At 74.0% G+C, this 12,210-nt stretch carries 13 protein-coding genes; 5 read left to right on the top strand and 8 right to left on the bottom strand.

The window, feature by feature from the left end:
• Window positions 1-514: 514 nt before the first annotated feature.
• Window positions 515-748 carry a winged helix-turn-helix domain-containing protein gene (locus AB0I41_RS11560; RefSeq protein ID WP_357105099.1) on the bottom strand — a complete coding sequence of 78 codons (234 nt, stop codon included), beginning with the start codon at window positions 746-748 and terminating at the stop codon, window positions 515-517.
• A 249-nt stretch (window positions 749-997) separates the two neighbouring features.
• Between AB0I41_RS11560 and AB0I41_RS11555 the strand changes: the two genes are divergently transcribed.
• The 3 genes from AB0I41_RS11555 to AB0I41_RS11545 all read left to right on the top strand — a co-directional run bounded on the left by AB0I41_RS11555 (window position 998) and on the right by AB0I41_RS11545 (window position 2,194).
• Window positions 998-1,528, top strand: a complete 531-nt coding sequence (locus AB0I41_RS11555; RefSeq protein ID WP_357105096.1) for a hypothetical protein — start codon at window positions 998-1,000, stop codon at window positions 1,526-1,528.
• A 157-nt stretch (window positions 1,529-1,685) separates the two neighbouring features.
• Window positions 1,686-1,934, top strand: coding sequence for a DivIVA domain-containing protein (locus AB0I41_RS11550; protein WP_357105094.1), 249 nt, complete (start codon window positions 1,686-1,688; stop codon window positions 1,932-1,934).
• On the top strand, window positions 1,922-2,194 hold the full coding sequence (locus tag AB0I41_RS11545) for a hypothetical protein (protein ID WP_357105092.1): 273 nt from the start codon (window positions 1,922-1,924) through the stop codon (window positions 2,192-2,194). Before AB0I41_RS11550 ends, AB0I41_RS11545 begins: the two co-directional genes overlap by 13 nt.
• Here AB0I41_RS11545 and AB0I41_RS11540 read toward each other — a convergent pair.
• Together AB0I41_RS11540 and AB0I41_RS11535 are read right to left on the bottom strand one after the other, a co-directional pair.
• Window positions 2,184-3,092 (bottom strand): ABC transporter permease subunit, encoded by a 909-nt coding sequence (locus AB0I41_RS11540; RefSeq protein WP_357105090.1) that lies wholly within the window; start codon window positions 3,090-3,092, stop codon window positions 2,184-2,186. The two genes, AB0I41_RS11545 and AB0I41_RS11540, sit on opposite strands and share 11 nt — an antisense overlap.
• Window positions 3,092-5,959 carry an alpha/beta fold hydrolase gene (locus tag AB0I41_RS11535; RefSeq protein WP_357105087.1) on the bottom strand — a complete coding sequence of 956 codons (2,868 nt, stop codon included), beginning with the start codon at window positions 5,957-5,959 and terminating at the stop codon, window positions 3,092-3,094. The genes AB0I41_RS11540 and AB0I41_RS11535 overlap by 1 nt, the downstream gene beginning before the upstream one ends.
• A 31-nt stretch (window positions 5,960-5,990) precedes the next feature.
• On the opposite strand from AB0I41_RS11535, the gene AB0I41_RS11530 reads away from it, so the two are divergent.
• Together AB0I41_RS11530 and AB0I41_RS11525 are read left to right on the top strand one after the other, a co-directional pair.
• Window positions 5,991-6,149 carry a hypothetical protein gene (locus AB0I41_RS11530; RefSeq protein ID WP_357105084.1) on the top strand — a complete coding sequence of 53 codons (159 nt, stop codon included), beginning with the start codon at window positions 5,991-5,993 and terminating at the stop codon, window positions 6,147-6,149.
• A gap of 41 nt (window positions 6,150-6,190) precedes the next feature.
• The gene (locus AB0I41_RS11525) at window positions 6,191-8,476 is read left to right on the top strand and encodes an AAA family ATPase (RefSeq protein ID WP_357105082.1); all 2,286 of its coding nucleotides are present in this window, start codon (window positions 6,191-6,193) and stop codon (window positions 8,474-8,476) included.
• Window positions 8,477-8,625: 149 nt separating this feature from the next.
• On the opposite strand, the gene AB0I41_RS11520 is transcribed toward AB0I41_RS11525, so the two are convergent.
• The 5 genes from AB0I41_RS11520 to AB0I41_RS11500 form a co-directional block, all read right to left on the bottom strand.
• Entirely contained in the window at window positions 8,626-8,754 is a 129-nt protein-coding gene (locus AB0I41_RS11520) for a hypothetical protein (protein WP_357105080.1), read from the bottom strand.
• Between the two features lie 6 nt (window positions 8,755-8,760).
• A complete protein-coding gene (locus AB0I41_RS11515) occupies window positions 8,761-9,804 on the bottom strand; it encodes an SRPBCC family protein (protein ID WP_357105077.1) in 1,044 nt (347 codons plus the stop codon).
• 2 nt (window positions 9,805-9,806) lie between these two features.
• On the bottom strand, window positions 9,807-10,241 hold the full coding sequence (locus AB0I41_RS11510; protein WP_357105074.1) for a hypothetical protein: 435 nt from the start codon (window positions 10,239-10,241) through the stop codon (window positions 9,807-9,809).
• A 286-nt stretch (window positions 10,242-10,527) separates the two neighbouring features.
• Window positions 10,528-11,037, bottom strand: a complete 510-nt coding sequence (locus AB0I41_RS11505; RefSeq protein ID WP_357105071.1) for a GNAT family N-acetyltransferase — start codon at window positions 11,035-11,037, stop codon at window positions 10,528-10,530.
• Between the two features lie 164 nt (window positions 11,038-11,201).
• Window positions 11,202-12,101 carry a hypothetical protein gene (locus AB0I41_RS11500; protein WP_357105068.1) on the bottom strand — a complete coding sequence of 300 codons (900 nt, stop codon included), beginning with the start codon at window positions 12,099-12,101 and terminating at the stop codon, window positions 11,202-11,204.
• Window positions 12,102-12,210 lie beyond the last annotated feature (109 nt).

Below are 12,210 nucleotides of genomic sequence, written 5' to 3'. Positions count from 1 at the left end.
GGTTTGTAAGCCATCCTCTAGAAACTTTAATTCCAGCGCTGCAATTAGAAGTCTAACCCAGCACTCGAGGTCACATCTAAAGCTTCGAGCTCGAAACTTACATTTGGAACCTGGGTTTGTAACTACGGAGCGTAAGCGTGAGCTCCCGCTGACGCACTCGTCCAGCTACATTCCGTAGCGATATCCCCACCGTCCGGCCTGCATGTCGACGATGGCGACGGCTTGAACACTTGTTGATACCCCCGCGCCCTCGAGGCCGGCACGCCGTCCCGGAGACCACACCCCCGGGCAGCCGGCCAGCCGTACGGCCGCCTGACGGCCGCTCCTGTCCGAGGGCGTCAGGAAGGGGCCCGTCCTTGCACGGTCAGCTGGTGACGTCCTTGCGGGTGAAGCGCCAGAAGGCCAGCCCCCAGAAGAGCGTCGCGTAGCTCACCGCCGAGATCGCCCCCGCACCACGTCGTCGGTCTGCAGTCGAAGGACAACCTTCGCCACTACCTCCGGGCCATCTGACGAACTACGCCGACTCCGGGGGTTCGGCAACATAGGTCCCCTTGCCCTGGTGCCCCTCCACCAGACCGCGATCTCGCAGGATGCGAAGAGCCGCCTGGGCAGTCGAGATGCTGATCTTGTACTGGTCGGCGAGCTGGGCGTAGGTGGGCAGCTTGTCTCCGGGGGCGAGCTCACCGGCACGAATCTGTGCGGTGATCGTCTCTACGACACGAACGTAGTCAGCGGTTCGGTTGGCCATCAGTGGTACTCCTCGCTCGGCACCACCATCTGACCACGGAATAACCATCACCTACAACACCGTCGTTGACTTAGGTAAGTATGAGAACTAGCCTGACGAACGCGGGACTCCTCGCTCGGCAGCCTGGCGTCTCGCGTCCCCCGGGTCTCACCCGGACAGCGCCGGGGCAGCACGCACAACGGCCCGACCCCTCTCCGGGCCGGCGGCCTGTGCTGCCCCGGCCCCACAGACGACAAGGAGGTCTGCACCGTGACGGACTCCGAGATAGCCGCCGCGAGCGCGATCTGGGCAGCCGAGCAGGTGGCCGGCGAACTGCGCGAGACGTACCTCGCGGTGGCCGCCGCCACCGTGCTGCTGGAACGGACCAGCGCGGGCTGTGCACATCCGGCGATCCGGCAGGCCCGACGCAGCGGCGAGGACGCGCTCGACCTGGCCGGCGACGCGGAACGGCAGCTCAGCGACGGGGTACGCCGGCTCCACGCCGACGCCGGCCACCAGGAGCCCGCCACCATCGGCGGCCTGATCGAGGTGCTGGACACGGCCCGGGACCAGTTGGACGCGGCAGCCGCCCGGATCGGGCAGCTCCCAGCCCGGATCACCACCGCCGGGCAGCGACTCCTCGACGCGGACCGGGCCGACCCGGCCACCGAGACGGCGGCCGGGCAGTGGCACCGCGCCGCCGAACAGCTCGACCTGATGACGGAGAGCCTGTCCGCTGCCGTCGCCGCGCTGGCGTCGTACACCGGCGGGTTGTCCGGCGCGGAACCCGCCACCACCTGAAGCCTGCTCGCGGACGCCCGTGAGAAGGAGAAGGGCCCGGGGCGGGTGCCGGGCTCCGGCCAGCACGCCACGCGCGGTCGTTCCGGTCGACCCCGCCCGCCCCGGTGCCGCCACCCGGCGAAATCGGAAAGCTGAGACAGCCGTGATCTACCGAGCCATGCAGCGTCTACTCCCGCAGCACGTCCGCGTCGCCACCTTCGGCACCCGCCGGTGGCGGGGCCTCGACCCCGACCAGGTGTACGCCTACCTGGACCGGCTCGCCGACGAACTGGAACGACTCAGCCGCGACCTGGTCACCGCCAACACCGAGGGCGAACGCATCCGGCAGGCGCTGCGCCAGTGGCAGTCCCGGCACACCGACTGCCGGCACACCACAGCGACCCCGAACAGCCGGTGGCCCCGGTGAACGAACCGCACTGGATCATTCACCTGCCGACCACGCTGACCCGGGTCGACGACGTCGCCGCCCTGGCCATGGCGCTGCGCCGCTCCCTCGGCCACGTGCTCGCCATCGACTTCGGCGAGACGACCATCTCCGAGGAGGACCGCCAGTCCGTCCGTACCCGGGTCTGGTGCGACGCCCGGCTCGACGGACCCGGCCGCTGCCGACACCCGGCCGGCCACGACGGCGGGTGCGCACCGGCCGGTGAGGCGGTCAGCTGGTGACGTCCTTGCGGGTGAAGCGCCAGAAGGCCAGCCCCCAGAAGACCGTCGCGTAGCTCACCGCCGAGATCGCGCCCCGCACCACGTCGTCGGTCTGCACCGGGGTGGAGAGCAGCCCCAGCCAGGCCGAGCTGTAGTGGGTGGGCAGGAAGTCGCGCAGCCCGCCGAGCGCGGTGATCTGGTCCAGGATGCTGGAGAGGATCCAGAGCAGCACCGCGCCGCCGACCGCACCGAGCGCGGCGTCCGTGCTCACCGACAGCAGGAACGCCAGCCCGGCCACCACCAGCAGGACGACGGCCAGGTAGCCGAGCACCGCCAGCAGCCGCAGCAGCCCCTCGCCCGGAGCCAGCTCGGCGGCGACCTGACTGCGCAGCGGCGCCCAGCCGTACCGGAGGGTGCCGGCGAGCAGGGCGGTGCCGGCGAGCAGCAGCAGGGCCAGCGCCGAGTACGCGAGCGCGACCAGCAGCTTCACCGCGAGCAGCCGGGACCGGGGCACCGGCACCGCCAGCAGGTAGCGCAAACTGCCCCAGCTCGCCTCGCTGGCCACGGTGTCCCCGCAGAACAGCGCCACCACCACGACCAGCAGGAACGACGACGAGACGAAGATCGAGAAGAGGGTGAAGTTCAGCCCACCCGAGACGGCCAGGTCGACCAGGCTGCCGAACTCGTTGTTCCGGTTCCGGTCCTCGTTGCCGGAGTTGAACTGGAACGCGATCAGGATGATCAGCGGCAGCGCCACCATGAACCCCAGCGCCAGCTGGGTACGCCGCCGCGACGCCTGCCGGCGGAACTCGGCCGCGAACGGCAGGGTCGCCGACGGCCGGTAACCGGCGGCCGCCCCGCCCGGGCCGACCGGGCCCGGGGCACCCGGACCCGCCACGTCGATGGATGAGCCCGCCATCACCGGTCCCCGCTTCCCCGAGAGTTCTCGCCCACCAGGGCGAGGAACGCGTCCTCCAGGCGACGCCGCGGCACCACCCGGTCCACCCCGATCCCGGCCCGGACCAGCTCCGCCACCACCTCGCTGCGCGCGGTGCCATTGGTGTCCACCACCAGGCCCCCGTCGCCGTCAGGCAGCACCCGGACCCCCTCCAGGCGGTCCAGCACGACCCGCGCGGCGGCCGGGTCGGTCACGTCGAACAGCACGCTCGGCGATTCGCCGACGATGTCCTCGACCGGCCCGGAGGCGACGATCCGGCCCTTGTTGACGACCACCGCGTGGGTGCAGGTCTGCTCCACCTCGGCGAGCAGGTGACTGGAGACCAGCACCGCGCGGCCGTCGGTGGCGTACCGCTGGAGCACCCGGCGCATCTCGGCGATCTGCGGCGGGTCGAGCCCGTCGGTCGGCTCGTCCAGCACCAGCAGCTGGGGCAGGCCGAGCATGGCCTGCGCGATGGCCAGCCGCTGCTTCATGCCGTGGCTGTAGTTCTTGATCCGCCGGTGTACGGAGTCGCCCAGGCCGGCGATCTCCAGGGCCTCCTCGAAGTGGGCGTCCACCGCCGGCCGCCCGGTGGCCCGCCAGTACGCCTTCAGGTTCTCCAGCCCGGACAGGTGCGGCAGGAACCCGGGCCCCTCGACCAGCGCGCCGATCCGCGACAGCACCGGCGAGCCGGGCACCAGCCGATGCCCGAAGACGTAGATCTCGCCGGCGGTGGGCTGGGTCAGCCCCATCAGCACCCGCAGGGTGGTCGTCTTGCCCGCGCCGTTCGGCCCGAGCAGGCCGACCACCTGACCGGGGTGCACCTCGAAGTCCACGTTGGAGACGGCGACGAAGCCGTCGGCGTACTCCTTGCGGAGCTGGCGGACGGCGAGCGGGACGCCCGCGTATTCCGGGTGGACGGAGCTGTCCTGGCGGCGCTGCCGGCGGCGGACGACGGCGACGACCACGGCGAGCCCGACCGCGATGGCGGCGAGCAGCCCGACCAGCACCCATCGCCAGACGGTGGCGGTGGTGGGGATCGGCTCGGCGTCGACCGTCGGCAGGCCGACCGGGGTGCCGCCCGCGGCCACCGTGTAGACGCTCGGCTCGACCGGCGTGGTGTACGCCTGGTCGGACGTGGCGACCACGACCCGCAGCCGGTGCCCGGCCTCGATCCGGCGGACGATCGCCGGCAACGTGACGGTGACCGGCTGCGCGGCGTCGACGGTCTTCGGCAGGCCGGTCAGCCGAACCGGGGCGACCAGGCCGTCGGGGAGCGTCGCGGCGCCCTGCGGGTCGACGTCGTAGAGCTTGACGAAGAGCACCGCCTCGCCGGTCGGCGAGGCCGCCCGGAGCGAGAAGGTGGGCGACCCGGCGACGTCCACCGCGTCGTCCAGCGGGGCCGACTCGAACCGGGCGTGCTGGCCGGGAACGTCGCCGGCCACCCCGCCGAGCAGCGAGCCGAGCGCGCCGGCGAAGGGCACCGACGAGATCGCGGCCGGGTTGCCGTTCGGCGGGTTGGCGATCGGCTGCGCCGGGCCGGTGACCTCGACCTCACGCCGGGCGGTCCCGGTGACGCCGGGGTAGTCGGCGGTGCGGTAGCCGGTGGCCACGAGCCCCCGGTCGAGGGCGTCGAAGCCGGCGATCCGGGAGAAGGTGAAGTCGTCGCCGGGGGCCGCCCCCTCGCCCTTGACGTAGTGGTCGAGCCACTGCGCGGTCAGGAACTTCACCCGGTCGGAGTCGCTGGTCGGCCCAGCACCGCCGTCGTGGCCGCCGGTGAACCAGGCCACCCGCACCGGGGTGCCGGCGGCGGCGATGCCGCGCGCGTTGGCGTCCGCCTCGGTCAGCGGGAAGAGGCTGTCCGCCTCGCCCTGCACCAGCAGGGCCGGCGCCTTGATCCGGTCGAGGACGCCGGCCGGGGAGGAGCGGCGGAGCAGGTCCACCGCCGCCTGGTCGGCCCGACCGGTGGTGGCGATCCGCAGGTACGCGGCGCAGACGTCGGCGGCGAACCGGCCACAGGACGGGTCGGCGGCCGGCGCCGGCCCGCGCCCCGGACCGGTGCCCGGCCCCGCGCCCGGCCCCGGGCTGGGCGGTCCGGCGGAGGCGGGGGCGCCCTCCGGCTGCGCGGCCGAGGTGCCGGAGAGCCCGGCCGGCCCGGAGCCGGTGTTGCCGCCGCCGCCGAAGAAGATCCCGGCCCAGCCCTTCTTGAACACGCCGTCGGTGGCCGGCCGGCCGGTGCTCTCCGGGAGGAAGGCACGGGAGAGGTCGTTCCAGGTGATCATCGGGACGATCGCGTCGACCCGCCGGTCCTGGGCGGCGAGGAGCAGGGCCAGGCCGCCGCCGTACGAGCCGCCCACCACGCCCACCCGGGGGTCGCCGGCGGCGTCGGTGCGGATCTCCGGTCGCTCGGCGAGCCGGTCCAGCAGCCGCTGGGCGTCCCGGATCTCGTAGTCGGGGTGGTCCAGGTGGATCTCGCCGCCGCTGCGGCCGAAGCCCCGCGCGGTCCAGGTCAGCACGGCGTAGCCGCGGGTGACCAGGTCCTCGGCGTCGGACCGGACCGAGTCCTTCGTCCCGCCGAAGCCGTGCGCCAGCAGCACCGCCGGCACCTTGCGGTCGGCCGAGGCGTCGTCGGGCAGCCAGAGCGTGGTGTCCAGCTCGACCGGCTGGTCGCCGGCCGGTCCGGAACGGACCGTGACCAGGGCGGACTCGGTACGGAAACCGGGCCGGGCCGGTCGGGCCGCCCAGACGGCGGCGACGGCCAGCAGCACGACGACCACCGACGCGACCGCGACCCGGCGCCGGCTGGCCAGGACGCGTCGCAGCCGCGCGGCCGACAGCGGTGATCTCATGTGGCTCACGGTACGGCGCGATTCCTGAGCGTTGGCTGGGATCCTCCGTACGTCCGTCCGGTTCGTCCGATCGACGAGCAACACCGGGCCGGTGTGGCCGTCCGGCCGGGGCGACGCGGGCACCGACCAGGCGGCCCGGCTGGCCGAGCTGATCCGCCGGGACCCGTCGCTGCTCACCGGCGACGGGTGAGCATGACGGCCGGGCGGGCCGAAGGCCGCTACTGTCGGGCGGTGGCCGAACCGGACCTGACCCTCACCGCCAGCCTGCGGCCAGCCGCGCTGGACGCCCGGCGGGGCATCGTACGGCTGCACCCGGAGGTGCTGACCGCGCTCGCGCTGCGCCCCGGCGACCCGGTCCGGCTGGCCGGCCGGCGGGTGACCGCCGGCATCGTGGCGTCGGCCGAGCCGACCGCGAGCGCCGCCCTGCTCTACGCCGACGACCTGATGCTGGGCAACCTGGGGCTACGCGACGGCGGTCGGGTGACGGTCGCCCCGGCGCAGGTGGTCCCCGCCCGCCGGGTGCTGCTCAGCGGCCCGGTGTCGGTGGTCGCCGCGGTGTCGCCGGAGATGCTGCGGCTCGCCCTGCTGGGCAAGATGGTCACCCCCGGCGACGACGTCTCCCTGCTGCCGCAGGACGTGCTCCCCGACGCCTCGGTACGCAGCCTGGTCGAGGCCGCACGGCGCAGCCTCGCCAACACCGTCGGGTACGCCTGGACGAGCACCCTGCTCTCCGTCGTCGACGCCGAGCCGGGCGCGGGCGCGCTGGTCACCATGGACACCGTGGTCGGCTGGGAGCACGGCGCGGCCACCCACGGCTCCCCGGGGCCGGCCCGCCCCACGACGGCCCGGCTCGCGCCCGGCTCGGGGCCGGGCGGCCACCCCGCACCCACCGCCTCCGCCGGACCCGGCGAAAGCGGACCGGCCGACAGCGGGAGGGTCGCCGCGGACGAGGCGCCGCACGTGGACGAGCTGCCCGGGCTGCGGACCCAGGCCGAGGAGCTGACCGAGCTGCTCGACCTCGGCTTCCACCACCGCGAGGTGCTGGGCCGGCTCGGCACCACCGTCTCGCTCGGCGTGCTGCTCAGCGGGCCCGCCGGCTCGGGCAAGTCGGCGCTGGTCCGGGCGGTCGCGGCCGCTGTCGGCGCGCGGGTGCGCCCGCTCTGGGCACCCGAGTTGGCCGCGCTGAGCAACGACGCGGCGGCCCGCCGGCTCCGCGAGGCCGCCACCGACGTACGCGCCGGCGGACCGGCCGTGCTGCTGGTCACCGACGTGGAGGCGCTGGCCCCGGCCGAGGAACCGGGCCCGCTGGCCACCGTGTTCCGGCAGGTGCTCGCCGAGACCGTCCGCGCAGGGGCGGCGGTGGTCTGCACCACCTCCCGTCCCGAGGCGGTCGACCCGGCGCTGCGCGCCCCGGACCTGCTCTCCCTGCGGATCACCGTGCCGCTGCCCGACCCGGCGCTGCGCCGGGAGCAGCTCACCGTACTGACCCGGCAGGTGCCACTGGCCGAGGACGTGCGACTGGACGAGGTGGCCGGCCGTACCCCCGGCTTCGTCGCCGCCGACCTGGCCGCGCTGGTCCGTGAGGCCGGGGTGCGCGCGGCCCTGCGGCAGAAGGCCGCCGAGCGGCCGACGGTGGCGATGGCCGACTTCACAGCGGCGCTGGAGGTGGTCCGGCCGACCACGATGGCCGCGTCCACCCTGGAGCTGGCCTCGGTGACCCTGGACGACGTCGGCGACCTGGTCGAGGTGAAGCAGACCCTCACCGAGTCGGTGCTCTGGCCGCTGACCTACCCGGACACCTTCGCCCGGCTGGGCGTGCAGCCGCCCCGGGGCGTGCTGCTCTACGGCCCACCCGGGTGCGGCAAGACATACCTGGTGACCGCGCTGGCCGGTTCGGGCCGGGCGAACGTCCTGTCGGTCAAGGGTGCGGAGCTGCTCTCCAAGTGGGTCGGGGAGAGCGAACGCGCGGTCCGCGAGCTGTTCCGCCGGGCCCGCGAGGCCGCGCCCACGCTGATCTTCCTCGACGAGGTGGACGCGCTGGCCCCGGTGCGCGGTCAGGCCAGCGACGGGGGTACGACCGACCGGGTGGTCGCCGCGCTGCTCACCGAGCTGGACGGGGTGGAGGCGCTGCGCAACGTGGTGGTGGTCGCCGCGACCAACCGGCCGGACCTGGTCGACCCGGCGCTGCTGCGCCCCGGCCGGCTGGAACGGCTGGTCTACGTGCCGCCGCCGGACGGCCCCGCCCGGACGGAGATCCTGCGCGCCGCCGCCCGGACCGTGCCGCTCGCGCCGGACGTGGACCTCGCCGCGCTCGGCGGGGAGCTGGACGGCTTCTCGGCCGCGGACTGCGCGGCGCTGGTCCGGGAGGCGGCGCTGGCCGCGATGCGCGAGTCGCTGACCGCGTCCACGGTCACCGCCGCGCACGTGGCGACCGCCCGGCGGCGGGTCCGCCCGTCGCTGGACCCGGCGCAGGTGACCTGGCTGGCCGCGTACGCGGAGAAGCAGGCGGCCCGCTGACCGCGGCGTCCCGGCGCCCCGGCGCCCCGGCGTTTCGGCGCCCCGGCGCCCCGGCGCCCCGGCGCATGTTCCCCGGGAGCGTGATACCGCAGAGGTATCAATATGACTCTGAGGTATCGCGCTCGCGATGGCTCACGCCGCCGCTCCGCTCAGTCGGTGGGCAGCAGCGGGCCCAGGGGGCCGAGTCTCCACCACGTCGGCGGAATGCCGCCGCCCCTGCCGCCACGCTCCAGCGCGCTGCCGGGCTGTTCGCCCCCGCTGGTCGTCGCGATGGTCATCCCTCGTCACGCTCCTCCCGCCGACGACGGACCACGGGCCGTCGGGGCGCCTCCGGGGCGCGGCGGGGGCGGCTCCTCCCCCGGTTCCTCCTCGGCGTACCCCTCGTCGTAGTCCTCGCCCTCGTCGTACGCGGCGTACTCGTCCTCCGCGTGCCGGCGGCGCACCGGCGGGCGACGGCGGACGCGCTCGGCGGCCCGGCCCCGCTGCTCCTGCTCCTCGCGGAGCGCGGTCTCGTGGTCCTTGACCACCTGGGAGTCCTCGATCTCGCCGCGCCAGCCCTCGACGGAGTCGGGGTCGAGCACGGTGCTGGTCATCACGTGCCGGACGAAGTGCTTCAGTTCCAGCCGGACCCGCCGGCCCTGGGCCCGCCAGAGGTTGCCGGTGTGCTCGAAGAGCCCCTGCGGGTGGTACTCCAGAACGACCAGGATGCGGGTCAGGTCGGGAGTCAGCTCGTGGAAGCTGACGGTGCCGTCCACCGATCCCTTCCCGCCCCTGGACCGCCAGTGGATGAGCCGGTCCGGGACCTGCCGGACGATGGTCGACTCCCAGGTCCGGTGCGACCAGAAGACCTGCGCCTTCCAGGTCATCTTCTCGTCGGAGTCGTTCCCCGCCCGCTCGACCTTCTTCATGAAGCTCGGGAAGCCGCCGAACTGGGTCCACTGGTTGTAGGCGACCCGGACCGGCACGCCGACCTCGATCGTCTCGACGACGTTGGTGACCTTGAGCTTCCTGCCGCCCTTGCGGCCCTTGCCGCCGCCACCACCGAACGCCGACATCACCTTCTCCCTACCGCCGGCCAGGCCGGCATGGAACATGGCCTTCACCGGGGAGTGGCCCTCGGCGAGCTTCTGCGCGCCGGTGGCGGCGGCGACCAGGCCGGGGCCGCCACCGGACCGGGCGTACTCGCTGAGCCGTCCGGTGACGCCGGTGATCCGCTCGCTGACCACCGCGACGGCCCGCTCGCCGATCGCGGACGCCAGGTCCCGGAGGTCGGCGCCGAGCTGCTCCTTCGCCCGACCGGCCAGGGCGCCGGGGCCGTTCGCCGCCATGGTCACCACCCCCGCGTCGACGCCGCCGGGTCCGCGCCCCGGTCGTGGCCGTCCGGTTCCGGCTGGTCGCCCAGTTCCTCCTCCTCGTCGGGCGCGGACCGCTGGCCGTCGCCACCACCACCCCCGCCGGACCTGCGGCGCAGGGCGTCCGCGCCACCGCGCAGCTTGCCGCTGATGGCGTCGATGCCGCTGCCGGCGGCGGCGGTCGCGGCGGCCCTGCCGGCCGAGGCGAGCGGACCGCGCAGCTTGGCGAGGTTCGCCAGCTGGGGGGACGAGCTCAGCAGGTCACCGCCGCGCTCGAGCAGCTGGCCGGGATCGCGGCTGGCCCGCCCGACGGCGACGGCGGCGGCCAGGGTCAGAGCCGTACGCAGTTTCCTCCGCCTGCCGAGGACGTATCCGAGGACGACCGCGAGACCGACCCGCATTCCGCTCTTCATCGGTTCTCCTTCACTCCCCGGTGGGTCGGAGACCCGATCCACCGAAGGCCGGAAACCAGCAACCGGGGAAATGCGCACGGCAGGCCCGCGATCGGGACGTCCCGTATCGGCGGACCCGGCCGGCAGTACCCGCAGGCCCATCCGCAAAACATTTCCACGCAGCTTCCAGGGCGATTACCGACGTCCGGGAAGGGTGTCGCAGATCGACCGATCAAGCCGCAAATCGGGCAAGCGAAGCGCCTTGAACAGCAAGGACGCGGAAAGGATCAAACCTCGCGAAGAATTGTCACAATGCCGGCGGAATGGCGTCGAGGCAGATTCTGGCGTGCACCTCGTCGCCATTTTCCAGCAATTTGGCGCCACATTTCTTCAACACCTGGACGGCCCCGATGTTGTCGCGGGTGGTGTCCGCGACGACGGCACGCATGCCGGCCGCCGCGGCCTCGTTGAGCAACTCCCGCAGGGCGCCGACGCCGAGGCCCTGACCCCGGGCCGAGCGCCCGAGCCACATCCCGGTCTCCACCACCCCGGGCTCCTCGCAGCGCCTCATCCGCACCATGCCGACCACCTCGCCGCCGCCGACGATGGCGTACATGCGGGTGCGGGTGGGGCCGTCCAGGCCGGCGAAGCTGGCCCGGTGGAACTCCCGGAACGCCTCCCGACGGGCCGCCGACCAGCCGGCCGGCGCCTCGACCGGGGGCATCACGTCACCCGGTTCCGCCTCGGCCACCGCTACGGAGAGCAACGGCTCCAGATTCTGCTCGTTCACCTGCTCCAGTCGTACCGCACCCGTCACAGTGCCGCAGTCTGCCGGGACCGCCGCCGGTCGTCCACCCTTTTGGGCCGCGATTGGCTCTCCGGCGGGAGGGACCGGCCGGTCGTCCCATCGGGGTGTTCTGCGTCACGCTCCGCTGTCAACGGCGCGACGGCCGGGTCCGCGCCGGGCCGAGCGGCGACCGGTCACGTCCGTGGCGGGAACTCACAGAACACCGCCGAGGCGTCGTCGGCGCGCTTGTGCCGGCGCAGCCGCTCCGGATGGTCGCGTTCGGCGGCGCGTACCCGCTCGATCAGCGCGCCCGGCCCGTGCGCGGTCACCACGTCGAGCAGCCCGGCCCAGTCGAGGAGGTCGAACTCCTCGACGATGCTGGACGCGCCGTCGGAGAGCAGCACCGCCCGGCGTACCGCGTCCGGTCCGCACAGCGGCAGCGTGCCGGTGACCGCGTGGTACGCGGCGTCCGGGTCCGCCGCGGCCACCCAGTAGCCGTGGGTGCGGTTCATCCGCTCCCGCTGCACCTGCACCGCCTGCCGGAACCGGGTCTCCGGGTCGACCTCCCCGGCCGGCAGTCCCGCCACGATCCGGCGCAGATCGGCCATCGCGGTGTCCAGCCGGTCGTCGGAGACCACCTCGACCCGGCCGCCGACGTCGAGGACCAGCGGACTGTCGCAGAGCACCAGGTGGTCGACCTCGTCGGCACCCTCCCGCAGCAGGCAGACGGTCGCCGACGGGGTGCCGGGATGGTCCAGGTCGCAGGCGTCGCCGTGGTCGGCGCGGACCGCCAGCAGCGCGGCGGCGAGGCTGCTCACCAGGGTCGCCGCCGGCCGGGCGGCGACGGCCAGCCCGATCCGGGCGGCCAGGTGGCGGACGAACCACGCCGGTCCGTGCACGCACCCGGTGTCGAACCCGTCCGGCACGGTGGCCCCGTCGAGCACGCCCACCAGCGGGCCGAACCGGAAGACGACGTCCTCGTTCTCCAGGCGGCCCGGCGCGGCCACCGAGGCGGACCGGACCCGCATCGCGTACGCCTCGCCGACGGTCCGCACGGTGTGCCCCGCCGGGTGTCGCGCCTCCGGTCCCGCCATCAGCCCCGCTCCCCTCGCCGTCGTCCCAGGCCCGGCTACCCGGCCCGGCCGGTGCCATGCCCGTTCCCCCGGGCTGCGGGGGCCGGATGAACCTTACGGCAGGTCGCGG

Origin of the sequence: Micromonospora sp. NPDC050200, from assembly GCF_040656135.1 — a bacterium.
Classification (GTDB): domain Bacteria; phylum Actinomycetota; class Actinomycetes; order Mycobacteriales; family Micromonosporaceae; genus Micromonospora.
The sequence above is the reverse complement of the archived record's forward strand: the minus strand, read 5'-3'. Positions and strand labels throughout refer to the sequence as shown.

Coding starts and splice junctions, on each gene's coding strand:
- AB0I41_RS11535 (WP_357105087.1), bottom strand. CDS start 5,959: ATGAGATCACCGCTGTCGGCCGCGCGGCTGCGACGCGTCCTGGCCAGC.
- AB0I41_RS11510 (WP_357105074.1), bottom strand. CDS start 10,241: ATGAAGAGCGGAATGCGGGTCGGTCTCGCGGTCGTCCTCGGATACGTC.
- AB0I41_RS11515 (WP_357105077.1), bottom strand. CDS start 9,804: ATGGCGGCGAACGGCCCCGGCGCCCTGGCCGGTCGGGCGAAGGAGCAG.
- AB0I41_RS11520 (WP_357105080.1), bottom strand. CDS start 8,754: ATGACCATCGCGACGACCAGCGGGGGCGAACAGCCCGGCAGCGCGCTG.
- AB0I41_RS11500 (WP_357105068.1), bottom strand. CDS start 12,101: ATGGCGGGACCGGAGGCGCGACACCCGGCGGGGCACACCGTGCGGACC.
- AB0I41_RS11550 (WP_357105094.1), top strand. CDS start 1,686: ATGCAGCGTCTACTCCCGCAGCACGTCCGCGTCGCCACCTTCGGCACC.
- AB0I41_RS11540 (WP_357105090.1), bottom strand. CDS start 3,092: ATGGCGGGCTCATCCATCGACGTGGCGGGTCCGGGTGCCCCGGGCCCG.
- AB0I41_RS11560 (WP_357105099.1), bottom strand. CDS start 748: ATGGCCAACCGAACCGCTGACTACGTTCGTGTCGTAGAGACGATCACC.